The organism is Streptomyces sp. NPDC019443, assembly GCF_044389785.1.
In the GTDB taxonomy this organism is placed as follows: Bacteria; Actinomycetota; Actinomycetes; order Streptomycetales; family Streptomycetaceae; genus Streptomyces.
Window position 1 is genome coordinate 284,657 of record NZ_JBIRYJ010000008.1, and the last position, 23,324, is coordinate 307,980.

The window sequence follows — 23,324 nt, forward strand, 5'->3', positions numbered from 1 at the left end:
CCTCGCGCGGTGCTCAGTTCCTGCGGCTCCTGTTCCCGGGGCGATTGGCCACCCAGATGCGGATCGTGTCCGCGTACCAGTAGGGCTTCCCCGCCTCCACATGGTCGGGCGGCGGGAGAAGGCCGTGCTTGCGATAGGAGCGGACCGTGTCCGGCTGCACCCGGATGTGCGCGGCGATGTCCTTGTAGGACCAGAGTTTTCTGTCCGTCATCTGTGTGGCACCTCCGTGCGTGCGCGGCAGCGGCGGCGCGGGGGGCCGTCGGGGGAGCTGCAGCGCGGACGCTGGCGATCACTGAGCTGTACCCGTTGAACGACTGCGAGGGGAGCGAGGGGAGGGGCTGTTGATCGACTGTGACGGAAGACTCGCAAAACGGGGACATGCGTAATGAGGCGGCAACAACCCGCACGGAAGTGGCGTGTTCGCGTCAGGCGCCACAAGAGCGCAGGAAACCACGGGTCCGCCGGGCGATCGGGAAGGGCTTGTCCGGCGGGCAGGGGTACATGTCCTGCTCGACGATGGCGAAGAGTTCGACGTCCAGCGCCTGGGCCGCGGCCAGTACGGGCTCCAGCGCGGGTACCCCGGTCGGCGGTTCGCACATCACGCCCCGGCCGACCGCAGGACCGAACGGCACCTCGTCCGCGACGACTTCGGCGAGGATCTCCGGGTCCACCTGCTTGAGATGGAGGTAGCCGATCCGCTCCCCGTAGGTCTCGATCAACTTGATGCTGTCGCCGCCGCAGTAGGCGTAGTGCCCGGTGTCCAGGCACAGGGAGACCAGTTCGGGATCGGTGGCGTCGAGGAACCGGCTGACGTTCTCCTCGCTGTCGATATGGGTGTCCGCGTGCGGATGGACGACGATCTTCAGTCCGTACCGCTCGCGCACCTCGCGGCCCAGCCGTTCGGTCTGGGCGGTGAGATCGCGCCACTGCGCGGGGGTGAGGGTGCGGTCCTCCAGCACCTGGCCCGTTTTGTCGTCGCGCCAGAAGGAGGGGATGACGACCAGATGCTCCGCGCCCATGGCCCGGGTCAGTGCCGCGATGTCGGAGACGTGCGCCCAGGTCTTGTCCCAGACGGCCGGCCCGTGGTGCAGCCCGGTGAAGACCGTTCCCGCCGAGACCTTCAGGCCGCGCCGGGCGGTCTCCTCGGTGAGGCGGTCGGGGTCGCTCGGGAGATAGCCGTACGGGCCGAGCTCGATCCATTCGTAACCGGCACTCGCGACCTCGTCGAGGAAGCGTTGCCAGGGAACCTGCTGAGGGTCGTCGGGGAACCACACCCCCCAGGAGTCGGGGGCCGAGCCGACCCGGATGCGGTTCAGGGAGGGGACGGATGAGGTCATGCGGACGAGCTTTCCGGCCGCCGAGGAAGGGTGTCAAGCCTTCGTCCGAATGTAAGGACAAAATGTTGACAGGGTTCAGGAAGGAGCACTACACCTGGGGACAGCCGGCGTCGAACCGAAGGGACGCGCATGCCTCAGCCGTACGACGTGATCACGATGGGCCGGATCGGGGTGGACCTTTATCCGCTGCGAACCGGGGTCCCGTTGGCGCAGGTCGACACGTTCGGGAAGTTCCTCGGCGGCTCGGCCACGAATGTCGCGGTCGGGGCGGCCAGGCTCGGCCGGCGGACGGCGGTGATCACCCGCACCGGCCAGGACGCCTTCGGGGACTATGTCCACCAGGCGCTGGGGGAGTTCGGGGTCGACGACCGCTGGGTGACCGCGGTCGCCGCCTATCCGACCCCGGTCACCTTCTGCGAGATCTTCCCGCCGGACGACTTCCCGCTCTACTTCTACCGGCAGCCGAAGGCCCCCGACCTCGAGATCCATGAGCACGAGCTGGACCTCGCGGAGATCCGCGCGGCGCGCGTCTTCTGGATGACCGGGACCGGCCTGTGCGCGGAGCCGAGCCGTACGGCGACGCTGGCCGCGCTCGCCCACCGGGACCGGTCCGGCATCACCGTCTTCGACCTCGACTGGCGGCCGATGTTCTGGGGGGACCCGGCCGAGGCGCGGCCGTACTACGCCGAGGCGCTGGCGCACGCCACGGTCGCCGTCGGCAATCTGGAGGAGTGCGAGATCGCCACCGGCGAGCGCGAGCCGTACGCCGCGGCCCGCGCGCTCCTGGCCGCCGGGGTCGAGCTCGCCGTCGTCAAGCAGGGCCCCAAAGGTGTCCTCGCCGTACACCGGGACGGGACGCAGACCGAGGTCCCGCCCGTCCCCGTCGAGGTGGTCAACGGGCTTGGTGCCGGGGACGCGTTCGGCGGGGCGCTGTGCCACGGGCTGCTCTCCGGGTGGGAGTTGGAACGCATCATGCGGTACGCCAACGCCGCCGGAGCCATCGTCGCGGCCCGCCTCGCCTGCTCCACCGCGATGCCGTACGCCACAGAGGTCGACCAGGTCCTGACCGGCGGCCCGGTCCCGCCGTCCCCGACCCCGTCGCCCGCAGCGCCGTCCCCGTCCGCCGCGTCGTCCCCGACCCCGTCGCCCAGCGCGTCGTCCCCGCCGTCCCCGGTCCCGATACCCGCCGCGCCGTACCTGCCCGGCGACACACCCCCGCCCGGAGCCGCTTCGTGAGCCGCGTCGACATCGCCGAGCTCGTCGGGATCCGCACCCGCCATCCCGAGGCCGTCGCCGAGGCCGCCACCCGGCGGCGCAGGCGACCGCGGCTCATCGGCGACAGCGGGCGCCTGATGATCATCGCCGCCGACCACCCCGCCCGCGGTGCCCTCGCCGTAGGGGACCGCCGCTTCGCCATGGCCAACCGGCTCGATCTGCTCGAACGGCTCTGCCTGGCCCTCTCCCGTCCCGGCGTCGACGGCGTCCTCGCCACCGCCGACATCCTCGACGACCTGCTCCTCCTCGGCGCTCTCGACGACAAGGTCGTCATGGGTTCGATGAACCGCGGGGGCCTCGCGGGCGCCGCGTTCGAGCTCGATGACCGGTTCACCGGACACCGCGCCCAGGACCTGGACCGGCTCGGATTCGACGCGGGCAAGCTGCTGCTCCGTATCGACTACCAGGACCCCGCCTCCCTCGACACGCTGCACTCCACCGCCCGCGCCGTCGACGAGATGGCTGCGCGTCAGCTTCCCGTATTCATAGAACCGTTCATCTGTCACCGGATCGACGGCCTGCTCCGCAACGATCTCAGCGCCGAAGCAGTCACCCGGTCGATCGCCATCGCGTCCGGGCTGGCCGGCACCTCCGCGTACTCCTGGCTGAAGGTCCCCGTCACCGACGACCCCGACGACATGGCGGCGGTGATGGAGACCTCGACCCTGCCCGCGGTCCTTCTCGGGGGCGAGATCGGCGACGACCAGCACGGCGCATACGAGAAATGGCGTGGTGCGCTGCAACTGCCCACCGTGCAGGGACTCGTGGTGGGACGCTCGCTGCTCTATCCGGTCGACGGAGACGTTGCCGGGGCGGTCGATACGGCCGTCGGACTGCTGTAGGGGGTACGGAGAAGTCATGAGCGACCACGACGACCAGAAGCAGTACGTGCCGGCGGGAAGCGCGGTGAGCGGTCCCTACGCCCTCCGGATCGACCCCGAGCAGGCCGGCTGGGGTTACTCCAGCCTCCGTGTACTGGAGCTGGAGCCCGGCGGCTCACACTCCCTCGCCGCCGGGGAAAGTGAGTGGATCGTGCTGCCGCTCACCGGCGGTTGCACGGTGCAGACGCAAGGCGAGATCTTTGAACTGCAGGGCAGGGAAAGCGTGTTCGGCGGAGTGACGGACTTCGCCTACGTACCGCGCGATGCCCATGCACAGATCACCTCCGGTGCGGGAGGCCGCTTCGCCCTGGCAGGAGCGAAGTGCGAGCGACGACTCCCCGCTCGCTACGGCCCCGCGCCGGAGGTACCGGTCGAGCTCCGCGGCTCGGGCAACTGCTCGCGCCAGGTCAACAATTTCGCGGCCGCGGACACCTTCGCCTGCGACAAGCTGATCGCGGTCGAGGTACTCACCCCTGGCGGCAACTGGTCCTCGTACCCGCCGCACAAGCACGACGAGCACCGCCCGGGCGTCGAGTCCGAGCTCGAGGAGATCTACTACTTCGAGATCGACCGCGGCGGCATGGGCTACCACCGGGTCTCCCCGTCCCGGCCCGGCGGTACGGACGTCCTCGCCGAAGTCCGCAGCGGCGACGCCGTCCTGATCCCCGACGGCTGGCACGGCCCGTCCATCGCCGCGCCCGGCCGCGACATGTACTACCTGAACGTCATGGCCGGCCCGGGCGACAAGCGCGAGTGGCTGATCTGCGACCACCCGGACCACGGCTGGATCCGCGACACCTGGCCGACGCAGCCCGTCGACTCCCGACTGCCCCTGTACGAAGCCGACGCCAAGGAAGGCCCCCGATGAGCAGTACGCGCCGACTCACCGTCGCCCAGGCCCTCGTCACCTTCCTGGCCCGCCAGTACACCGAGCGCGACGGCCGCCGCCACCGCCTGATCAACGCCACCTGGGGCATCTTCGGCCATGGCAATGTCGCCGGACTCGGACAGGCGCTCCTCGAGTCCGGCGCGTCCGCCGCGTCGGCCATGTCCGCCACACCCGCCACCGGCATGCCGTACTTCCAGGGCCGCAACGAACAGGCCATGGTGCACGCCGCCGTCGGCTACGCCCGCCAGTCCCGCCGCCTCTCCGCCCACGCCGTCACCACCTCCATCGGCCCCGGCGCGACCAATCTCGTCACCGGCGCCGCGCTCGCCACCATCAACCGGCTGCCGGTCCTGCTGCTGCCCGGCGACGTGTTCGCGACCCGCCCCGCCGACCCGGTCCTCCAGCAGCTTGAACTCCCGTACGCAGGCGATGTGTCGGTCAACGACGCGCTGCGCCCCGTCTCGCGCTACTTCGACCGCGTCACCCGTCCCGAGGCGCTGATCCCGGCCGCCCTTCAGGCCATGCGTGTGCTTGCCGACCCCGCCGCCACCGGCGCGGTCACACTCGCGCTGCCGCAGGACGTACAGGCCGAGGCGTACGACTGGCCGGAGGAGTTCTTCGCCGAGCGCGTCTGGCAGGTGCGCCGGCCCCGGCCCGACCTGGACGCGCTCGACGCCGCGCGCCGTGTGCTGACCGCGGCCCGCCGCCCCCTGATCGTCGTGGGCGGCGGCGTTCACCACAGCGAGGCCGAGGAAGCCCTGCGGTCCTTCGCCGACGCGACCGGTATCCCGGTCGCCTCCACCCAGGCGGGCAAGGGCTCGCTGCCCCACGACCACCCCTGCGACGTCGGCGGCATCGGCCACACCGGCACCGCCACGGCCGACGAACTGGCTCGTACCGCCGATCTGGTGATCGGCGTCGGCACTCGCTGGTCCGACTTCACCACCGCCTCCGCGACCCTCTTCCAGAACCCGGCCGTCCGGTTCCTGAACATCAACATCACCGCCTTCGACGCCCACAAGATGTCCGGACTCTCACTCGTCGCGGATGCCCGCACCGCCCTGGAGGAGCTGGCCGGTGCGCTGGGCACGCGCTTCCATGTGGAGCCCGCGTACGAGACGGAGTACGCCGACGACAAAGAGCGCTGGGAGCACCGCGTCGACGCCGCGTACGAGGCGGAGGACCTGGACACCCGCCCCACCCAGCCCCAGGTGCTCGGCGTACTGGACACGCTGGTCACCGGCGACGACATCGTGATCAACGCCGCGGGCTCGCTCCCGGGAGACCTGCACAAGCTGTGGCGGGCGCGTTCCGCCGACCAGTACCACGTCGAGTACGGCTACTCCTGCATGGGATACGAGATCCCCGCGGCCATCGGCGTGGGGATGGCCGCGCCCGGACGGCCCGTCTGGGCGCTCGTCGGCGACGGTACGTATCTGATGAACCCCACCGAAATCGTCACCGCAGTCCAGGAGAACATCCCGATCAAAGTGGTGATCCTGCAGAACCACGGGTACGCCTCCATCGGAGGCCTCTCCGAGTCGGTGGGTGCGGAGCGCTTCGGCACCGCCTACCGCCACCGTGCCGACGACGGTACGTACACCGGCGCCCCGCTCCCCGTCGACCTGGCCGCCAACGCCGCCTCGCTGGGGATGCGCGTGATCCGCGCCAAGACGGTGCGTGACCTGCGCGAAGCGCTCGCCGAGGCACGGGCGGCAGACGTTCCCACAGGTGTCTACGTCGAGACCGAAACGGCAGACACTGTGTCGGGCGCGCCTCCCGCGCAGGCGTGGTGGGATGTTCCGGTGGCCGAGACCGCGACCCGGCCGTCGGCGGTCAAGGCCCGGGAGGAGTACGACCGGCAGGTCGCAGCCCGACGCCGCCATCTGTGACGCCGCCATCTGTGAAGGAGCACGAAATGAAGACCGTCAACCACTGGATCGGTGGCAAGACCGTCGAGGGCGCGTCCGGCAACTGGGGCCCAGTCACCGACCCGGCGACCGGCGCCGTCACCACCCAGGTCGCGCTGGCCTCGACCGAGGAGGTAGACGCGGCCGTCACGGCGGCGAAGGAGGCGTACGCCACCTGGGGCACGTCCTCGCTCGCGCAGCGCACCAGCATCCTTTTCCGCTATCGCGCGCTCCTCGACGCGCACCGCGACGAGATCGCCGCGCTGATCACCGCCGAACACGGCAAGGTCCACTCCGACGCGCTCGGCGAGGTCGCCCGCGGCCTGGAGATCGTGGAGCTGGCCTGCGGCATCACCACCCAGCTCAAGGGCGAACTGTCCACCCAGGTCTCCAACCGGGTCGACGTGTCCGCGATCCGCCAGCCGATCGGCGTCGTCGCGGGCATCACGCCGTTCAACTTCCCGGCGATGGTCCCGATGTGGATGTTCCCGCTGGCCATCGCCTGCGGAAACACCTTCGTACTGAAGCCGAGCGAGAAGGACCCGTCGGCGTCCAACCTCCTCGCGGAGCTGGCCGCAGAGGCGGGCCTGCCCGACGGCGTGCTCAATATCGTCCACGGCGACAAGGTCGCGGTCGACGCGCTGCTCGCCCACCCGGACGTCGCCGCGATCTCCTTCGTCGGCTCCACCCCGATCGCCCGCTACATCCACACCACCGCCTCCGCCAACCACAAGCGCGTCCAGGCGCTCGGCGGCGCGAAGAACCACATGCTGGTCCTCCCGGACGCGGACCTGGACGCGGCCGCTGACGCTGCGGTCTCCGCTGCGTACGGCTCCGCGGGTGAGCGCTGCATGGCGATCTCCGCGGTCGTCGCGGTCAGCTCCATCGCCGACGAACTGGTCCAGAAGATCCGCGAGCGCGCCGAGAAGATCAAGATCGGCCCCGGCAACGACCCGGAGTCCGAGATGGGCCCGCTGATCACCAAGGCCCACCGCGACAAGGTCGCCTCCTATGTCACGGGAGCGGCGGCCCAGGGCGCGGAGGTCGTCCTGGACGGCACCGGCTACACGGTCGACGGCTTCGAGGACGGTCACTGGATCGGCCTGTCGCTCCTGGACCGCGTCTCGACCGACTCGGACGCCTACCGCGACGAGATCTTCGGCCCAGTGCTGTGCGTGCTGCGCGCGGAGACGTACGAGGACGGCGTGGCCCTGATCAACGCGTCCCCGTTCGGCAACGGCACCGCCATCTTCACCCGCGACGGCGGCGCGGCCCGCCGCTTCCAGCTGGAGATCGAGGCCGGCATGGTCGGCGTGAACGTCCCGATCCCGGTCCCGGTGGGCTACCACTCCTTCGGCGGCTGGAAGGACTCGCTCTTCGGCGACCACCACATCTACGGCAACGACGGCGTGCACTTCTACACCCGCGGCAAGGTCGTCACCACCCGCTGGCCGGACCCCTCGGACGCCCCGGCGGGCGTGGACCTGGGCTTCCCCCGCAACCACTGACCGCCAACAGGCACCTGGCCCGTACGGAACGTTCATCCGTACGGGCCGGTCCTGTTTCAGGGCGGCTCACCCAACTCGCTGAAAAGGGAACGCAGTTCACGTGTGGCGCGCCGGGGCAGGGCCCCGCCGAATGGGAGAGCAGATTTCCTCTAATTCCTATTTATTTGTCATCCAGGTGGCCGACAGCGGGCGGGGCGTGGTTGTCGTTGAGAGGTCTGTGAAAACGCCTATCGCACAGCCCCAATTGCACAACTCGCGTTCCGAGGGATCGCTCCTGCGGCCCATGAACACCAGCGCAGAAGGTGCCGCCGCCCTGGTCCGGCCGTGGAACCCGGAACTGGCGGACTTCATGGCGGCCATGGAGCAGATCGAGGCCGATTACGCCCGTCGCTCCCCGGCGTGACCGCCGCGCGTGCGCTCGCACGCTACAGCTGCGGCCCGCTGCGGGAGCGGCCTCAGCCTCTACCTCCTACATCGTCCACGGCAGGAACCACATGCATGACAGATATGACCAGTTCGGCACGTACGGTGTTGCTGCTGAGCAATACGGCGAGGCGTACGCCACCCTCCCCGGCCAGTGGGACGGCTACCCTTCCGCGTTCGTGCAGGAACCAATCTCCGCCCCGGACCTAGATGTTCTGCAGGGGCGCTGGGAACCGGACGTCGAACTGACGCAGCTGCTGCAGGAAGCTCCCGAGCCCCTGGACCTGCCGAAGCCGGTCATGGAACTGCGGCCCCCGGCCATCGGCCCGTCCTGCCACCGTCGGCGCCCGATGCACAAGGTGAAGACGAGAGCGTGGACGCTCACTCGCAACCAGTCCCTGAGCTACGCCATCGCGGCGGTGAGCACGGTCATCATTGCCATGGTGAGCGTCCTCGGGGGCCTGTTCACCCACGACATCCTGCGTCAGGTCGCTGTCCCCGGTGGCGCCCACGGCCTGGCGCCCTGGTGGCCGATGCTGGTGTACGGACCGTGGATGGTCGCATCCCTCTCGATCCTGCGCGCCGCGCTGCACCGCCGCAGCGCTCCGCACTCCTGGGCCTTCGCCGTGCTCTTCTGCGGAGTCGCCGTTCTTACGTGCATTGCCGAGGCGCCCAGGACCGTCAGCGGAGCGGCCGTCGCCGGTCTCCCCGCCCTCGCGTCCATGGTCTGCTTCCATCAGCTCGTACGCCACATCACTCTCACCCGACCGGCGCACGACCGGGCAGGCGGCTGGTGCAAAGGCGCGCACCCTTGCATGGGTCATGAGCATTCGGAGTCGCAGTAGGCGAAGCCGGCAGGCAGGATGCTGCCCGAGGAGCGCCCGTACCCGGCTGGGGAGGCGCTCCTCGGGCATTTGCTCGGCCGGAAGTGCGGGTCTGCCGGAAGAGCGGGTCTACTGGAAGAGCGGGTCTAGAACAGCGAGTACAGCAGCCTGTTGGGTGACCCGGTCCGCGGGTCCTGGACCTTGCCGCTCGTCGCGTTGTTCACCAGTGCGTCCCGGACCTGCGCCGGGGTAGCGGTGGCGTGCGTCGACAGATAGAGCGCGGCGACGCCCGCCGTGTGGGGGGTGGCCATCGACGTGCCCGAGATCGTGTTCGTCGCCGTGTCGTTGTCCTTCCACGCCGAGGTGATGTTCACGCCCGGCGCGAACAGATCGAGGCACGTCCCGTAGTTCGAGAACGACGCCCGCCGGTCGGAACTGTCCGTCGCGCCGACCGTGATCGCCTCGGGGACGCGTGCGGGCGAGTAGTTACAGGCGTTCGCCGGCAGGCCGATGATGTTGCCGTTGCCCGCGGCGATCGCGTAGCTGACGCCCGAGGCGATGGACTTCTTCACCGCGTTGTCCAGCGACGTGTTCGCGCTGCCACCCAGGCTCATGTTCGCCACGGCCGGCTTCTTGGCGTTGGCAGTCACCCAGTCGACGCCGGCGATGACACCCGCCGTCGTGCCGGAGCCGCTGCAGTTCAGGACCCGTACGGCGATGAGCTTGACGCCCTTGGCGACGCCGTATGTCTTGCCGCCGACCGTGCCCGCGACATGCGTGCCGTGGCCCTGGCAGTCCTGGCCGTTCTGGCCGCCACCCACCGTGTCCGTGCCGACGCTCGCGCGGCCGCCGAACTCGCTGTGGGACGTGCGGATCCCGGTGTCGATGATGTACGCGTTCACATTCGACGCGGATGTGTTGTATGTGTACGACTTCGACAGCGGAAGATTCCGCTGGTCGACGCGGTCGAGGCCCCAGGTCGCGTTGGCCTGGGTCTCGTTGAGACGGACCGTGGAGTTCTGCTCGACGTACGCCACACGCGGATCGGCGGCCAGCTCTGCCGCCTTCGCGCGGGACATCGTCGTGGAGAAGCCCTCGAGGACGCTGCGGTAGGTGTGCTTCGGCGTGACGCCCAGATCGGCGGCGTGCGTCGAGCCGTCCTTCAGGACGACAATCCAGCTGTTCTGTATGGCAGTTGCAGTGGGAGCGAGACGGAGATCGCCGATGGTCGCGCTCTGCGCGGTGGGGGAGGCGGCGAACTGGAGACCGGCCGCAAGGGCGACTGCGGGTATCAGCGCCCCATAGCGGCGGGCAGTGCTTCTCATCTCGTGCACCTGACCTTTCGTTGACCGGAGGACGGGCAAGTACGGTCGTGCATGGTGTCAGGAGGTGCATATGCGCTGACCAGGGTCTCGTGACGTGACCTGCGACACAAGAGAGCGGAATGTGTAAGACATGGCGGGACGCCGGATTGTGAACATCCATCAGGCCGAGTGGAAACGTTGCGGAATGCCGTATTCCGGAGGCTATGCCTGAAGGAAGTCCCAGGTGAGCATCGCGAACACGCCGTCGTCCTTCGCCCCCGTCGAGCGGTACGTCGCGAGCGCCGGGTCGTTGTCCGTGTCCACGCCGACCCACATGTCGTAGCAGCCCCGCTCCCGCGCCGCTTTGAGCAACTCCTCGACCAGCGCCCTTCCGATGCCGCGCCTGCGGTACGCCTCGTCCACCGACAGCTCGTACAGGCACATCTCCGAGCCCTTGTCGGGATGGAGCATCTCGATGCCCGAGACCATCCCGGCCGGCGCCCCGTCCACGTACGCGATCAGCATCAGATGCCCGGGGGCGGCCAGGAAGCGCTCGGCCCACTCCGCACGCGCCGGTCCGTCGTAGAGGTGCTCGGCCGCGGTGAGCTCGGCCACGGTCGTCGCGCGCCGGATGTCCATACGGGTCCCTTTCCTGGCCCCTTACCTACGGGGGTGCGTACCGCGTCTGGTGTAGGGCGACCGTACTCCGTACTACTTGCGGAGGCTCATGAGTTCCGCCTGGCGGCAGCCGAGACGGCACAGGGGATCCGCTTAGGGTTCAACCATGCAGATCCGACTTCCCCGGCCGCGCGGCCGATGGCTCGCGGGCGTGGCCGCCTTCGCCGTCCTCGCCGGCGCGGGCACCTGGACCGCGGTCGCCGACGACGGTGCACCGGCCGTGCACCGTGAGGACCGGGTGCAGGAAATGCCCGGGGCGAAGATCGACACCTCCTACTTCACGGCCGGCGGCACGGAGCGCCGGCCCGCCGTGCTCATCGGGCACGGCTTCGGCGGCAGCAAGGACGATGTCCGCGCCCAGGCAGAGAAGCTGGCCCGCGACGGATACGCCGTGCTGACCTGGTCCGCCCGCGGCCACGGCACGTCCACCGGGCAGATCGGGCTCAACGATCCCGCATTCGAGGTCAAGGACGTCTCCCGGCTGATCGACTGGCTGGCCGAACGGCCCGAGGTGCGGCTGGACGCGGACGGCGATCCGCGCGTCGGCATCACCGGCTCCTCCTACGGCGGGGCGATCTCGCTGCTCGCCGCCGGACACGACAAGCGCGTCGACGCGATCGCTCCCCAGATCACCTACTGGAACCTGGCCGACGCCCTCTTCCCGAACGGCGTCTTCAAGAAGCTCTGGGCCGGAATCTTCTTCTCCACCGGCTCCGCGGCCGGCACGGACGGAGCCGCCCCCGCCGACGCGCCCGCAGGAGACGCGCCCGCAGGAGACGCCCCGGCCGGTCCCGCGACTGCCGGCGACGCCGCCACAGCCGCCGGGGCGGCCAAGGCCGATGCGGCCGCGGGCCCCGCGAACCCGGGCGGCTGCGGGCGCTTCCAGCCCGCGCTGTGCGCCATGTACGAGCGCGTCGCCGTCGCCGGAAAGCCCGACGCCGCAGCCCGTACGCTTCTCGAAAGCCGCAGTCCCTCCGCAGTCGGCGACCGCATCAAGGTGCCCGCGCTCATCGTGCAGGGCCAGGCCGACTCCCTCTTCCCGCTCTCGCACGCCGACGCCATGGCCAAGCGGATCAGCGCCAATGACGCACCCGTCTCGGTCGACTGGATCGCCGGCGGGCACGACGGCGGCGACCGGGAGACCGGCCGCGTCGAGGGTCGCATCGGCGACTGGTTCGACCGGTACCTGGGGCAGGACAAGGGCGCGGACACCGGACCCGCCTTCCGCGTCAGCCGCACCGGAGGCGTCGACTCCACCGACGGCGAAGCCCTGCTGCGCGGCGCGACCGGCGACAGCTACCCGGGTCTCGCGAGCGGCGCACAGCCGGTCCCGCTCACCGGCCGCGAGCAGCGCTTCGTCAACCCGGCCGGCGCCAACCCGCCCGCCATCTCCGCCGTCCCGGGCCTCGGCGGCGGACTCGGCCGGCTCTCCTCTCTCGGTCTCGGCCTCTCGCTCGACTTCCCCGGCCAGTTCGCACGCTTCGACTCCGCGCCGCTGGCTCGGTCGCTGCGGATCACGGGCTCGCCGACCGTCCGGGTCAAGGTCGCCTCCAGCAGCGGCGACGCCGTCCTGTTCGGGAAGGTGTACGACGTCGGGCCCGACGGCCGCCAACAGGTGCTGCCCTCCCAGCTCGTCGCGCCGGTCCGCGTCGAGAACGCCAAGCAGGGCAAGGACGTCACACTGACCCTGCCCGCCGTGGACCACGACGTCGACGCCGGACACCGGCTGCGTCTTGTCCTCTCGGCGACGGACCTCGGCTATGCCTCGCCGGCCGCCCCCGCCACGTACACCGTCTCCCTCCTCGATGAGGGCGCGCTCGCCGTGCCCAGCGCGCCCGCCGTGAAGACCCAGGCCGCGGGACTGCCCTGGTGGACCTGGGCGCTCCCGGCCGCGGGCGCACTGATCGCGGCGGCGCTGCTGCTCACCGCCCGGCGCCGTGCCCTCGCCCCGGCACCCGACCCCGAGCGTGCCGAAGTGCCCCTGGAGATCACCGGCTTGACCAAGCGGTACGCCAAGTCCGCGGACCGGTATGCCGTACGGGAGCTGTCCTTCCGTGTCGAGAAGGGCCAGGTCCTCGGCCTTCTCGGACCCAACGGCGCGGGCAAGACCACCACCCTCCGCATGCTGATGGGGCTCATCCGGCCCGACGACGGCGAGATCCGCGTCTTCGGCCACGCCATCCGGCCGGGCGCGCCCGTGCTCTCCCGGGTCGGCGCGTTCGTCGAGGGCGCCGGCTTCCTGCCGCATCTGTCGGGCCGCGACAACCTGGAGCTGTACTGGCGGGCCACCGGCCGACCCGCGAGCGACGCACACATCGAGGAGGCCCTGGAGATCGCGGGTCTCGGCGACGCCCTCGCCCGCGCCGTACGCACCTACTCGCAGGGCATGCGCCAGCGACTCGCCATCGCCCAGGCCATGCTCGGCATGCCGGATCTGCTGATCCTCGACGAGCCGACGAACGGACTCGACCCGCCCCAGATCCGCGAAATGCGGGACGTGATGATCCGGTACGCGGCCGGGGGCCGGACCGTCATCGTCTCCAGTCATCTCCTCTCCGAGGTCGAGCAGTCCTGCACCCATCTGGTGGTCATGGACCGCGGCCGGCTGGTGCAGGCGGGACCGGTCGCTGAGATCACCGGAGAGAGCGACACGCTGCTCGTCACCACCGCGGAGGAGGTGCCGGAGCCGGTGGTCGAGAAGATCGCCGCGTTGCCGGGGATCGGTTCGGCGGCCCGTACGGACGAAGGACTGCTCGTACGGCTCGACGGGGCCACCGCCACCGGGATGATCGGCGAACTCGTTCGGCTGGACGTGCCGTTGACGGGCGTCGGTCCGCACCGCCGCCTGGAGGATGCCTTCCTCAACCTGATCGGAGGATCCGCATGAGCACGCTGGTCGATTCGGCCCCGGGCTACCGGGCACGGCACACCCTGCCGCTGCGTGTCGAGGCGGTACGGCAGCTGAAGCGCAGGCGGACGCTGGTGATGGCCGGGGTGCTGGCCGCGCTGCCGCTCATTCTGATCGCCGCCTTCGCGATCGGCGGCACGCCTGACGGCGGGGAGAACGGCCGGATCACTCTGATCGACACGGCCACCGCGTCGGGCGCGAACTTCGCCGCCACCTGTCTGTTCGTCTCTGCGGGCTTCCTGTTGGTGGTGCCGGTGGCCCTCTTCCACGGAGACACGGTGGCCTCGGAGGCCAACTGGTCCTCGCTGCGCTATCTGCTGGCAGCCCCCGTCCCGCGCACCCGGCTGCTGTGGTCCAAGCTGGCGGTGGCGCTCGGCTTCAGCGCGGCGGCCATGGTGCTTCTCCCGCTGGTGGCCCTGGCGGCGGGCACCGCGGCATACGGCTGGGGGCCGCTGAAGCTGCCCACGGGCGGCTCCCTGGCAGCCGGCGACACGGTGTCGCGGCTGGCGCTGGTCGTGGCGTTCATCTTCCTCTCCCAACTGGTCACCGCAGGGCTTGCGTTCTGGCTGTCCACCAAGACCGACGCCCCGCTGGGCGCGGTCGGCGGAGCGGTCGGACTGACGATCATCGGCAATGTGCTGGACGCGGTCACGGCGCTCGGGTCGTGGCGTGATGTGCTGCCCGCGCACTGGCAGTTCGCATGGATCGACGCGCTCCAGCCGCAACCGGAGTGGAACGGCATGGTGAAGGGCGCGGCCGTCTCGGTGACATACGCCCTGGTGCTGTTCGCGCTCGCCTTCAGGAACTTCTCCCGCAAGGACATCGTGTCGTAGCCGCCCGCGGAGGAGGCTACTTGCGCAGGGCTCGCTACACCCAGCCCCGACGAGCCGCTTCCGCTCCCGCCCGGAAACGGCTCGTCGTGCCGAGGTCGGTGAGCAGTTCACCGACGCGGCGGCTGTACGTACGCCCGGACATGCCGAGGCGGGTCGCGGCTGTCTCGTCGGTGAGCCCGGCGAGCAGGGTCAGGAGCACCGGTTGCAGATGGGCCGGCACGGCGCCTGGCACGGTGTGCCGGGTCAGATTGTCACCGGTGTCCCACCAGGCGCGGTGCGTGCGCACCAGGGCCTGGACGACGACGGGGTCGCGGATCAACAACACGCCGTTGAAGTGCAGTTCCAGATCGAGAGGAACGGCAGCGACCGAGCGGTCGGCGACAACCATTTTGAACGGGATGGAGTCCGTCACCCGGGTCGCGCCGGGGCAGAGCCACGGCTGCGCAAGATGGGAGCCCGTGCCGGGGCGCGATCCGCCTGACCTCCGCGGTCTGTTCGGCGGCCGTACGAACACAGGCACCGCCGAATTCCAGGAACGGCTCCGGGATGCCGTGACCCAGCGCGCTCGCCGGGTCGTCGAAGCTGAGGAGCTCATGGCGCGCCGAGCGGACCAGCCCTGTCAGGGCCGCTCTCACCTGAGTCACTCCCTGAACCGGCTGCCCCGGCGCTTCGCGCAGGACAGACCGAGAGACCTCCCGACCGAGCACGGAGCCCGGGGCCACCCCCACTGCCATGACAGATCATCCCCCGCCCTTCACACACACCACACGGCCCGTCCCCTCGGATCCGTATGCCACTCCATGTACAACCACGATTGCACATGGTGACAAGTTCCGGTTCGCGGCTGGCGAGTCATTGCCATTCCTTTCGGTTCCGGGAACGGATCCGGAAACGGTTTCGGGCAACTTCCGCCCGTCGTTGCCGCATTGAGATTCATCCGCAACTCCTTCGACTGCTCCCCGAGGCCGTCTCGGACGTCACATTCACAAGTGCTGACGACCCAGGGGAGCCCAGATGAAGCTCAGCGCACGGACGTACAGGGGAGTGCTGGCCGCGGTGCTGGCAGGCGGCATGCTGCTGACCGCCGGCTGCAGCGGTGGCGGCGGCCATGCCGACCGGACCTCCCAGGGCGGCGCCAAGGAGAGGGCGAACGACGGCGCGAGGCCCCATCCCGCGCCGATAGCGCCGGACGGGGGAGGAGGCGCGCCAGCCACGGGAGCGGACGGCGGGGCTGACGGGGCGCGGGAGGGCGACGCGTTCCGGGAGTCCGAACGGGCCCCCGACTATCTGTCGACCTTCGCGCTCGACGTGGACACCGCCTCGTACGGCTATGCCCGCCGCACCCTCGCCGACGGGCGGCGGCCGGAGCCCGGGCAGATCAGGCCCGAGGAGTTCATCAACAGCTTCCGGCAGGACTATCCGCGGCCGAAGGGCGACGGCTTCTCGGTGACGGTCGACGGGGCGCGGCCCGGCAGCGCGGAGGGCGAGATCCGCGGCCAGGGCGATGACGGAGCGGGCGGCGGGGACTGGTCGTTGGTGCGCGTGGGCCTCTCCACCCGCCCCTCCGACCGCAAGGGTGAACGGCCGCCGGCCGCCCTCACCTTCGTCATCGACATCTCCGGCTCCATGGCGGAGCCGGGCCGGCTCGACCTGGTCAAGGAGTCGCTGGGCATCCTCACCGACGAGCTGCGCGACGACGACTCGATCGCGCTGGTCACCTTCAGCGACGAGGCCAGGACGCGGCTCGGGATGACCAGGGTCGACGACAACCGCGACCGTATCCACAAGGTGATCGACAGCCTGGAGCCCACGGACTCCACCAATGTCGAGGCGGGCGTGCGGCAGGGCTACGACGAGGCGGTCGAGGGCCGTCGCCGCGGGGCCACCAACCGCGTCGTCCTCCTCTCCGACGCGCTCGCCAACACCGGCGAGACCGAGGCCGACGCGATCCTCGACCGGATCGACGACGCCCGCCGCACGTACGGCATCACGCTCTTCGGCGTGGGCGTCGGCAGTGAGTACGGCGATGCGCTGATGGAGCGGCTCGCCGACAAGGGCGACGGGCACACCACGTATGTCTCCACCAGCGAGCAGGCCAGGAAGGTGTTCTGCGACCAGCTGCCCACGCATGTCGAACTGCGCGCACGGGACGCCAAGGCGCAGGTGGCCTTCGACCCGGAGACCGTCCAGCAGTTCCGGCTCATCGGATACGAGAACCGCGCGGTCGAGGACGAGGACTTCCGCAACGACACGGTGGACGGCGGCGAGGTCGGCCCGGGTCATACGGTGACGGCGCTGTATGCCGTACGGCTCAGGGAAGGCGCGAGCGGCCACGTCGCGACGGCGACCGTCCGCTGGCTCGACCCGAGGACGCGGGCGCCGCACGAACAGACGGGCTCGGTCGAGACGGACGCGGTCGACGGCGCGCTGTGGGTCGCGGGCTCGAAGAGGCTCCAAGTCACCGCGGTCGCGGCGTACTTCGCTGAATCACTGCGGGGCGGCTTGATGCCCGGGGCGCCGGGCCTGGGCGAACTGGCGGGCCGGGCGAGGAAGCTGGCGGGCTCGACGGAGGACGGCGCCGTGCGTGAGCTGGCGGAAGCGATCGCCCAGGCGCAGCGGGTACGGGACTGAGGGGGAGGGAGACGGGCGGCGCGGCGCGATGCCGCGTTGCCCGTCCCCTCGCGTCATGATGTGCGCCATGGCCACCCTTCTCCTCGCCCTCGCCATCATCTTCACGGGGCTGTACGCGGGCTTCATGCTGACCTTCCAGATCTCGGTCATGCCCGCGCTCGCCCGGCTGTCGGACGACCAGTTCCTGCCGGCCATGCGCCGTATCAACGAGGTCGTACCGCGTCCCGTCTTCCTTCTCCTCTTCCTCGGGATCATCGCTTTCCCCGCCGCGGCACTCGCCGTGCCCGTCGACGGGCGTACGGACACCCAGCGTTGGCTGATCGTCGCGGGCCTGGTGTGCGCGGTCATCAACCATCTGATCACCATCGCCGGCAACATCCCGCTGAACAACGCCCTCGCCGCGGCGGAGAACACCTCCCCGGCCGCCCCCGACAGCGAGGTCCGCGCGGCCTTCGAGCCCCGTTGGAACCTCCTGCACCTGATCCGCACTCTGTTCACGCTCGCGTCGTTCGCCCTGCTGGTCGGCGCCGCGCTGCAGTGACCGTGAACAGGCCGGGACAGCCCCCGGCTTGATCAACGGGGCCGTCGGCGTCGCTCTCGCCCTGACCTCCTACGTCGATCCCCGCCGGGGGCCGCCTGCTGGGCAGGTACGTCCGGGACGCGGTGTTCCTCATGAGCTGACCGGCGTTACCGCCCGTGGGCTTGACCAGGCCGGGCGGCGACCTGGTCAAGCCCCCGAGAACACTCGTCCGTCGAGATCTCTCAGCCGTGCGTCAGGCGGTGTGCAGCGTCAGCCCGTACCGCCAGAGGATCTCGTTCACGGGCTGGAACCAGATCTGGCCGCCGCTGCTGCAGTTGCCCCAGCCGCCGGAGGTCACGCCCTGTGCCTGGTCGCCGCTGATGAACGAGCCCCCGGAGTCACCGGGTTCGGCGCACACGTTGGTTCTGGTCATCTGATGGACCGCGCCCTGGCTGTAGTTGACGGTCTCGTTCTTGCCCAGCACCGTGCCGCAGTGCCAGTGGGTGGTGGACCCGGAGCGGCAGATCGAGGCGCCCACCGGGGCCTCCGCCGAGCCGCGTACGAGCTGGTCGGGGACGGTGCCCCAGCCCAGCACCACCGGGACGGTCCACCAGCCGTGGCCGATGCCGACGTAGGCGTAGTCGTCGCCGGGGAAGGACGAGCCCTGGAAGGTGCCCATGCCGGAGCCGTCCCAGCCGCGGACGAAGTCGCCGGGCCTGCCGCAGTGCCCGGCCGTGACGAAGCCGCCGTGGACCGAGAAGCCGATGGAGCAGCGGACGTTGCCCGTGTAGTACGGGTCGCCGCCCACGGTTCCGGCGGCGAACGTGGCCGGCGCCTGGTCCATGGCCGCTTCGACCCGCACCGGCCCGGCCCGGCGGGCGCGGTCGACGAAGGCCCGGACATCGGCGTCCCTGCGGCGGGATGCGACGACGTCGACGACGACCTGGTTGGCCCGCGGGTCGACGTGCCAGCCGCTCACCCCGCGGGGAGCGCCTTGCGCGGACTGCGCCGCCTGCCGGTCGATGCGTTCCTTGGCCGCGTCCAGTTCCTTCGCGCTGTGCTGTACGAGCCGGACCGCCGCGCCTGCCTCCCGTACGGCCGTAGCACTGCCGCGACTGGTGACGGCGACAGTCAGCCTGCCGGTGGTCGCGTCGAACCAGGAGCCGCCGTACGCGGCGCCCGCGGCGCGTTCCGCCTTGCCCTGGAGGGCGGTTGCTGCCCGCTCCTGCGCGAGCCGCTCGCGTGCCTGCGGCTCGGTGAGGCCCAAGTCCCGCTGCATGGCGGTCAGCAGACCGGCGGAGAGCCGGGGCTCGGGGGCCGCGGCGGCGGGGGTGAGCGACGCCCCGCCCCACGCGCCGAGGACGAGCAGCGCGGTCATGCCGATGCGTAATCCGAAGGTGCGTCTCACTGATGTGCGTCTCACTGATGTGCGTATCACTGTGGTGAACCCTTCTGTCGTTTCCTGTGGGTTGATGGCGAGTCAGTCTTCCGAGAGCGCTCTCAGAACGCTGCGCGAGGCACCCCGTAGAGGCTGCCCGTAGAGGCTGTTAGACCCTCAGCAGGGACGGCGGAGGCTCTATCGGAGGAACCTCCAGAGGTGGGAACTAACCATCCCTCTTGGCAACGTTGTCAAGAGGGATGGAGCTGCCCGGCCGGCCAGCCGCGAGCCGTGATGCTGCCGGGCGCCGGTCGGAGGAAAGCGGGAGGCATGAGAGCCGCTCGCTTCGGCACCGCGGCGGCGTCGAGGGCGGCGTGGCGGTGAGCGCGACGGCGCCGAGAGTGAGGGCGGCCGTCTGGAGGAAGTGGCGTCGGTTGAGCGGCATGGGGGCGCTCCTGCCGTTGACCTCGGGGAGACGGGGGCTTGGGCTGGCGCGTGTACGCCGATGGACCGTCAACAATGTTGAAAGGAGGGGCAGTTGGCATGACAGCACAGGCCTCAGCCTCTGTCCAGGTGCATGACAAATTAGGGGTGCGGGCGAGGACCTCGCCGTAGCTACTGAGCTTTTCGGTTTGGGGTGACGTTACGTCGGGGCCGGGATCAGTCCGGTTTCGGTGATGAATCCGTCGAGCAGGCCGGGCTGGTACTGCACGCGAAGATGCTGCTCAACTTCCAGGAAACGATTCAGGTCACCCGCACCACTGCCGGTAACACTGACGATGAGGTCTACCAGGCCTTGAACGGGGTCGACGTGACCGCCGGCTTCTCCGGTGACGCGGTGTCACCCGCTTTCGGCTTGGACCTGGTGCTTGAGTAGGCTCATCCCGCTCATCACACACCCGGGGGAATTTTGGCATGGAACGCCTACGTCAGGACGACCCACCGCAGATCGGACCGTACATCACCCTGGCCCGGCTCGATGCGGAGAGCACTCAACGGACCGTCCCCGACCGCCGTTTCATCGCCCGGAGCGCCGACGGCGACCGTACGGTCATCGTCTGCGTCCCCCGCATCGGCGCCGATTCGAGCCGCTGGGCGGTAGAGGCGGAGGGCGCCCGACGCCTCTCGATACCCGGGCTGCTGCCGGTCACCGAAGTCGGCGGCACGTCGGGCTTTCCCTGGCGTACGTCGGCGTACGTGCCCGCCCTTCCGCTCCCCGCCGCACTGGCGGCGCACGATGGTCCGCTTCCCGAGCCGGTCGTACGTTCCCTGGGTGCCGCCCTCGCTCAAATGCTGGCCACCGCCCACGCCCAGGGCGTGGCACATGCGGGCCTGTCCCCCGCCGCCGTACTGCTCACGGCCGAAGGGCCTCGTCTGGCATGTTTCGGAGCGGTGCGTTCCGCAGGGCCCGACGGGGAACAGCGCGCCGGCCACCCAGGGCTGGACTCCGGCAGCCTCGCCCCGGAGCAGGCTCAGGGCGGCCGCCCGCGGCCGCTCGGCGACGTATACGCCCTGGGAGCAGTGCTCTCCTACGCGTGCAGCGGTCACACCGTTCCCGAGCGTGACGAACTTCCGCTGTCCCTGCGCAGATTGATCACGGCGTGCCTCGCCCGCGATCCGGCGGAGCGGCCCCAGGCGCACCAGATCCTCGCCGAACTGGCGCCGCCGGCGCTCACCGCGGCCCCGCAGGCCACCGTCCTGGACGCCGCAGCCCCGGCCCTTCTGCCGGCCCTCGTGGTTGCGGCACTGGTCCGCCAGTCGGCGGAGATCCTGGCCGCGGAACTTCCCACCCCTACTGCCCTGAACCTGGACTGACGCCTGATGTTCTCCCCGCTCACCCACGACGACCCGCATGAGCTCGGGGCGTACCGGGTCATAGCCCGCCTGGGCAGCGGCGGCATGGGTACCGTCTACCTCGCCCGCGCGGCCTCCGGCCGTACCGTCGCGCTCAAGACCATGCACGCCCGGATCGCCGCCGACTCCGCCTTCCGTACCCGCTTCCGTCTCGAGGTGGATGCAGCCCGCGTCATCGGTCCTATCCACGGTGCACGGGTCTTCGACGCCGACCCGCTCGCCGAGACACCCTGGATGGCGACGGAGTACGTCCTGGGGCCACCCCTTGACGACGCGATCGCCCTCTCCGGCCCGCTCCCGGAGCCGGCGGTACGCGCCCTGGGCGTCCTGCTGTGCGCAGCTCTGGCGCAGCTCCACGACTCGGACGTCGTCCACCGTGACCTCAAGCCGTCCAACATCATGCTTACCGTGGACGGCCCCAAGGTCATCGACTTCGGCATCGCGAGAGCGATGGGCGACGACCGTCTCACGCGTACCGGCGCCGCTGCCGGCACCCCGGCCTTCATGTCCCCGGAGCAGGCGACGGGCCAGGAGCACACCTCCGCCGGCGATGTCTTCGCCCTGGCCGGGGTCCTCACGTACGCCGCCACGGGCCACGGCCCGTTCGGCACCGGTCAGCCGTCCGACCTCCTCTACCGCGTCCGCTACGCCGACCCCGACCTCACCGGCGTCCCGGAATCGCTGACCGCGGTGCTGGCCCGCTGTTTGTGCAAGGACCCGGCGGATCGTCCTACAACAGCGGAACTCGCGGCCCAACTGTCCACGGACACAACCATCTTCGCGCACCATTTCTCGGAATCCCTGCTCACCGAGACAGGCCGACGAGCAGCGAGAGTCTGGCGCGCCCAGCCACATCGCCTCCCGCCTCCGGTGGACACGTCGCCACAAGCGCCGACCACCCCCGTGTCACCGGCGTTGTCCCGCCGCAAGCTGTTGACGGTAGGCGGAGGATCAGTGCTCGGAGTCGCTGCCGCCGGGACCGGGGTGTGGGCATGGCTGGGACCGCAGAACGGGCGCGACAACGGCAAGAGCGCGGGGAGCAGCAAGCCGAAGCCCGCGACATCGACGACAGCGAGTCCGGACATGGATTGGCAAGTCCCGATCAGCACCTCGAAAGCCACGATCGTGCGGCCTGTTCCTCTCAACTTTTCTGGGATCGCCCTGGCGGATGACAGGGGTGTGCGTGTCCTCGATGCCGCAGACGGTGGTGTCGAGGTCGGCACCCTCAGCAAGGCCTCAGCGCACCAGTGCGTCGCCGACCTGGAGCGGCTCTACACCTGCGAAGCCCCTTCGGCCGGTGACGGGCCACTCAGCATCAAGTCTGTCAGCTGGAAAAACTTGACCCCTGCTCCTGTCGAGTACAAGGACTTCAACGGAAGTCTCAAGGGAACCCAGCTGCTGTGCGCTGTGGAAGGCACCCTGTATCTCGTTGCCGGGCAGGGCACGCACTCAGGGCGAGGGCTCGGCTTCGGGAGCGACCGGTCCTGGTTCCTCCTCGCGATCAACACCAGAACGAACAGAATTATCTGGCGTCAGCCACTACCGCGCAGACCCGAAACGTCGCGACGGCTGCACTTCCTTGACGCCCATGCCACCGACCGGTATCTCGTGCTCCAGCAGGAGACCTCGGACGGCAAGGTAAAACTCTCGGTGCGCGACTCCCGAACAGGAAACCTCCGCTGGGAGCAACCGCTGGCCGTATCGAAACCGGACGACGTCCAGGGCATGCTCGCAGTGGAATACGACAAGGTGTATCCGGCAACGGGAGCACTGCGCGCCTTGAATCTGAGCGACGGCAGAGAGGCGTGGAACTTCGGGCGCTCCCGTCGGACCGGACCACCGGCAGTCGACGACTTCGTGTTCGCCGTTGAGGAAGGGCTCGGCGTTGTGGCTCTCGATCCGTTCTCCGGAGAACTGAAGTGGGAGGAGAAAGGCGGCCAGGGGACTGATGCCGACCTCATCACTCCACCCGTCGCTTTCTACCGCTCTGTCTACAGCAAGAGCCCCGGACGACTCCGCGTCATCAACGCCGAGACGGGCGAATTCCGCCAGGCGTACAAGGCCACCGGCGACCGCTTCTTCGCGCACATGGGCATCCCCGAGAAGGTGATCGCCGTGGGCGCGGACTTCATGGCGGGCTATCCCATCCAGTGAGCTCAGAGAAAGCAGCC

20 protein-coding genes are annotated in these 23,324 nt (G+C 70.0%); 13 read left to right on the top strand and 7 right to left on the bottom strand.

Features of this window, described 5'->3' with window-relative positions:
* Nucleotides 1-13: 13 nt before the first annotated feature.
* The gene (locus ACH492_RS25440; protein WP_398989983.1) at nucleotides 14-211 is read right to left on the bottom strand and encodes a helix-turn-helix transcriptional regulator; all 198 of its coding nucleotides are present in this window, start codon (nucleotides 209-211) and stop codon (nucleotides 14-16) included.
* A gap of 214 nt (nucleotides 212-425) precedes the next feature.
* Entirely contained in the window at nucleotides 426-1,337 is a 912-nt protein-coding gene (locus ACH492_RS25445) for a sugar phosphate isomerase/epimerase family protein (protein ID WP_398989984.1), read from the bottom strand.
* A gap of 129 nt (nucleotides 1,338-1,466) precedes the next feature.
* On the opposite strand from ACH492_RS25445, the gene iolC reads away from it, so the two are divergent.
* From iolC to ACH492_RS25475, 6 genes are all read left to right on the top strand, one after another.
* Entirely contained in the window at nucleotides 1,467-2,573 is a 1,107-nt protein-coding gene (gene iolC / locus ACH492_RS25450; RefSeq protein WP_398989985.1) for a 5-dehydro-2-deoxygluconokinase, read from the top strand.
* Nucleotides 2,570-3,454: a deoxyribose-phosphate aldolase gene (locus tag ACH492_RS25455; protein WP_307663403.1), complete on the top strand. Its 885-nt coding sequence runs from the start codon at nucleotides 2,570-2,572 to the stop codon at nucleotides 3,452-3,454. Before iolC ends, ACH492_RS25455 begins: the two co-directional genes overlap by 4 nt.
* A gap of 16 nt (nucleotides 3,455-3,470) precedes the next feature.
* A complete protein-coding gene (gene iolB / locus ACH492_RS25460; RefSeq protein ID WP_398989986.1) occupies nucleotides 3,471-4,361 on the top strand; it encodes a 5-deoxy-glucuronate isomerase in 891 nt (296 codons plus the stop codon).
* Nucleotides 4,358-6,274, top strand: a complete 1,917-nt coding sequence (iolD, locus tag ACH492_RS25465) for a 3D-(3,5/4)-trihydroxycyclohexane-1,2-dione acylhydrolase (decyclizing) (RefSeq protein WP_398989987.1) — start codon at nucleotides 4,358-4,360, stop codon at nucleotides 6,272-6,274. The genes iolB and iolD overlap by 4 nt, the downstream gene beginning before the upstream one ends.
* Before the next feature lie 26 nt (nucleotides 6,275-6,300).
* Nucleotides 6,301-7,800: a CoA-acylating methylmalonate-semialdehyde dehydrogenase gene (gene mmsA / locus ACH492_RS25470; RefSeq protein WP_398989988.1), complete on the top strand. Its 1,500-nt coding sequence runs from the start codon at nucleotides 6,301-6,303 to the stop codon at nucleotides 7,798-7,800.
* A gap of 494 nt (nucleotides 7,801-8,294) precedes the next feature.
* Nucleotides 8,295-9,068, top strand: coding sequence for a DUF2637 domain-containing protein (locus tag ACH492_RS25475; protein ID WP_398989989.1), 774 nt, complete (start codon nucleotides 8,295-8,297; stop codon nucleotides 9,066-9,068).
* A gap of 125 nt (nucleotides 9,069-9,193) precedes the next feature.
* Here ACH492_RS25475 and ACH492_RS25480 read toward each other — a convergent pair whose 3' ends face one another.
* Both ACH492_RS25480 and ACH492_RS25485 read right to left on the bottom strand, forming a co-directional pair.
* Nucleotides 9,194-10,381, bottom strand: a complete 1,188-nt coding sequence (locus ACH492_RS25480; RefSeq protein WP_398989990.1) for a S8 family peptidase — start codon at nucleotides 10,379-10,381, stop codon at nucleotides 9,194-9,196.
* A 192-nt stretch (nucleotides 10,382-10,573) separates the two neighbouring features.
* Nucleotides 10,574-10,990: a GNAT family N-acetyltransferase gene (locus tag ACH492_RS25485; RefSeq protein WP_398989991.1), complete on the bottom strand. Its 417-nt coding sequence runs from the start codon at nucleotides 10,988-10,990 to the stop codon at nucleotides 10,574-10,576.
* Nucleotides 10,991-11,135: 145 nt separating this feature from the next.
* Between ACH492_RS25485 and ACH492_RS25490 the strand changes: the two genes are divergently transcribed.
* Both ACH492_RS25490 and ACH492_RS25495 read left to right on the top strand, forming a co-directional pair.
* Entirely contained in the window at nucleotides 11,136-13,916 is a 2,781-nt protein-coding gene (locus ACH492_RS25490; protein WP_398989992.1) for an alpha/beta fold hydrolase, read from the top strand.
* Complete coding sequence (locus tag ACH492_RS25495; RefSeq protein WP_398989993.1) at nucleotides 13,913-14,770, top strand: ABC transporter permease; 858 nt, start codon at nucleotides 13,913-13,915, stop codon at nucleotides 14,768-14,770. Before ACH492_RS25490 ends, ACH492_RS25495 begins: the two co-directional genes overlap by 4 nt.
* A gap of 34 nt (nucleotides 14,771-14,804) precedes the next feature.
* Here ACH492_RS25495 and ACH492_RS25500 read toward each other — a convergent pair whose 3' ends face one another.
* The gene (locus ACH492_RS25500) at nucleotides 14,805-15,158 is read right to left on the bottom strand and encodes a hypothetical protein (RefSeq protein WP_398989994.1); all 354 of its coding nucleotides are present in this window, start codon (nucleotides 15,156-15,158) and stop codon (nucleotides 14,805-14,807) included.
* A gap of 626 nt (nucleotides 15,159-15,784) precedes the next feature.
* On the opposite strand from ACH492_RS25500, the gene ACH492_RS25505 reads away from it, so the two are divergent.
* Nucleotides 15,785-17,401, top strand: coding sequence for a von Willebrand factor type A domain-containing protein (locus ACH492_RS25505; protein WP_398989995.1), 1,617 nt, complete (start codon nucleotides 15,785-15,787; stop codon nucleotides 17,399-17,401).
* A 67-nt stretch (nucleotides 17,402-17,468) separates the two neighbouring features.
* The gene (locus ACH492_RS25510) at nucleotides 17,469-17,942 is read left to right on the top strand and encodes a DUF1772 domain-containing protein (protein ID WP_398989996.1); all 474 of its coding nucleotides are present in this window, start codon (nucleotides 17,469-17,471) and stop codon (nucleotides 17,940-17,942) included.
* Between the two features lie 232 nt (nucleotides 17,943-18,174).
* On the opposite strand, the gene ACH492_RS25515 is transcribed toward ACH492_RS25510, so the two are convergent.
* Both ACH492_RS25515 and ACH492_RS25520 read right to left on the bottom strand, forming a co-directional pair.
* Nucleotides 18,175-19,299 carry a S1 family peptidase gene (locus ACH492_RS25515; RefSeq protein ID WP_398989997.1) on the bottom strand — a complete coding sequence of 375 codons (1,125 nt, stop codon included), beginning with the start codon at nucleotides 19,297-19,299 and terminating at the stop codon, nucleotides 18,175-18,177.
* 226 nt (nucleotides 19,300-19,525) lie between these two features.
* Complete coding sequence (locus ACH492_RS25520; RefSeq protein WP_398989998.1) at nucleotides 19,526-19,744, bottom strand: twin-arginine translocation signal domain-containing protein; 219 nt, start codon at nucleotides 19,742-19,744, stop codon at nucleotides 19,526-19,528.
* 273 nt (nucleotides 19,745-20,017) lie between these two features.
* Between ACH492_RS25520 and ACH492_RS25525 the strand changes: the two genes are divergently transcribed.
* The 3 genes from ACH492_RS25525 to ACH492_RS25535 are packed head-to-tail and all read left to right on the top strand — an operon-like array spanning nucleotide 20,018 to nucleotide 23,307.
* On the top strand, nucleotides 20,018-20,176 hold the full coding sequence (locus ACH492_RS25525; protein WP_398989999.1) for a hypothetical protein: 159 nt from the start codon (nucleotides 20,018-20,020) through the stop codon (nucleotides 20,174-20,176).
* 38 nt (nucleotides 20,177-20,214) lie between these two features.
* On the top strand, nucleotides 20,215-21,114 hold the full coding sequence (locus ACH492_RS25530; protein WP_398990000.1) for a serine/threonine protein kinase: 900 nt from the start codon (nucleotides 20,215-20,217) through the stop codon (nucleotides 21,112-21,114).
* Nucleotides 21,115-21,120: 6 nt separating this feature from the next.
* Complete coding sequence (locus ACH492_RS25535; protein WP_398990001.1) at nucleotides 21,121-23,307, top strand: protein kinase; 2,187 nt, start codon at nucleotides 21,121-21,123, stop codon at nucleotides 23,305-23,307.
* Nucleotides 23,308-23,324 lie beyond the last annotated feature (17 nt).

What these genes read in the sequence shown, in the direction of transcription:
- ACH492_RS25440 (WP_398989983.1), bottom strand. Translation starts at nt 211, where the DNA reads ATGACGGACAGAAAACTCTGGTCCTACAAGGACATCGCCGCGCACATC.
- ACH492_RS25445 (WP_398989984.1), bottom strand. Translation starts at nt 1,337, where the DNA reads ATGACCTCATCCGTCCCCTCCCTGAACCGCATCCGGGTCGGCTCGGCC.
- iolC (WP_398989985.1), top strand. Translation starts at nt 1,467, where the DNA reads ATGCCTCAGCCGTACGACGTGATCACGATGGGCCGGATCGGGGTGGAC.
- iolB (WP_398989986.1), top strand. Translation starts at nt 3,471, where the DNA reads ATGAGCGACCACGACGACCAGAAGCAGTACGTGCCGGCGGGAAGCGCG.
- iolD (WP_398989987.1), top strand. Translation starts at nt 4,358, where the DNA reads ATGAGCAGTACGCGCCGACTCACCGTCGCCCAGGCCCTCGTCACCTTC.
- mmsA (WP_398989988.1), top strand. Translation starts at nt 6,301, where the DNA reads ATGAAGACCGTCAACCACTGGATCGGTGGCAAGACCGTCGAGGGCGCG.
- ACH492_RS25475 (WP_398989989.1), top strand. Translation starts at nt 8,295, where the DNA reads ATGCATGACAGATATGACCAGTTCGGCACGTACGGTGTTGCTGCTGAG.
- ACH492_RS25485 (WP_398989991.1), bottom strand. Translation starts at nt 10,990, where the DNA reads ATGGACATCCGGCGCGCGACGACCGTGGCCGAGCTCACCGCGGCCGAG.
- ACH492_RS25490 (WP_398989992.1), top strand. Translation starts at nt 11,136, where the DNA reads ATGCAGATCCGACTTCCCCGGCCGCGCGGCCGATGGCTCGCGGGCGTG.
- ACH492_RS25495 (WP_398989993.1), top strand. Translation starts at nt 13,913, where the DNA reads ATGAGCACGCTGGTCGATTCGGCCCCGGGCTACCGGGCACGGCACACC.
- ACH492_RS25500 (WP_398989994.1), bottom strand. Translation starts at nt 15,158, where the DNA reads ATGGTTGTCGCCGACCGCTCGGTCGCTGCCGTTCCTCTCGATCTGGAA.
- ACH492_RS25505 (WP_398989995.1), top strand. Translation starts at nt 15,785, where the DNA reads ATGAAGCTCAGCGCACGGACGTACAGGGGAGTGCTGGCCGCGGTGCTG.
- ACH492_RS25510 (WP_398989996.1), top strand. Translation starts at nt 17,469, where the DNA reads ATGGCCACCCTTCTCCTCGCCCTCGCCATCATCTTCACGGGGCTGTAC.
- ACH492_RS25515 (WP_398989997.1), bottom strand. Translation starts at nt 19,299, where the DNA reads ATGACCGCGCTGCTCGTCCTCGGCGCGTGGGGCGGGGCGTCGCTCACC.
- ACH492_RS25520 (WP_398989998.1), bottom strand. Translation starts at nt 19,744, where the DNA reads ATGCCGCTCAACCGACGCCACTTCCTCCAGACGGCCGCCCTCACTCTC.
- ACH492_RS25525 (WP_398989999.1), top strand. Translation starts at nt 20,018, where the DNA reads ATGCTGCTCAACTTCCAGGAAACGATTCAGGTCACCCGCACCACTGCC.
- ACH492_RS25530 (WP_398990000.1), top strand. Translation starts at nt 20,215, where the DNA reads ATGGAACGCCTACGTCAGGACGACCCACCGCAGATCGGACCGTACATC.
- ACH492_RS25535 (WP_398990001.1), top strand. Translation starts at nt 21,121, where the DNA reads ATGTTCTCCCCGCTCACCCACGACGACCCGCATGAGCTCGGGGCGTAC.